The organism is Gilvimarinus sp. 1_MG-2023 (assembly GCF_030548285.1).
The window spans coordinates 1-309 of the sequence record NZ_JAUOSC010000656.1; the positions used below are offsets into that span (position 1 = coordinate 1).

A 309-nucleotide genomic window follows, 5' to 3' on the forward strand; every position below is an offset into this window, starting at 1 on the left:
GTCCAATGCCGATCTCGATTTTGCTTCCGTACAGCGTGAAAACCCGGAAATGGAACGCCGGTGCCAGGAAGTGATCGATCGCTGCTGGCAGAAAGGCGAGCAGAACCCGATTGCCTTTATTCACGATGTGGGTGCTGGTGGTATCTCCAACGCTTTCCCTGAGCTGGTGGGGGACGGTGGACGTGGCGGTCAGTTTGAACTGCGTAACGTCCCGAATGATGAGCCAGGCATGAGCCCACGGGCTATCTGGTCGAATGAATCCCAGGAACGTTACGTGATGGCGGTGCCGCAGCAGGAACTGGCCACCTT

At 57.3% G+C, this 309-nt stretch carries 1 protein-coding gene; it reads left to right on the forward strand.

Going from position 1 to position 309, the window contains the following annotated elements:
* Positions 1–309: AIR synthase-related protein (locus Q4563_RS18500; protein WP_303605553.1), on the forward strand; the 309-nt coding region annotated here is incomplete at both ends.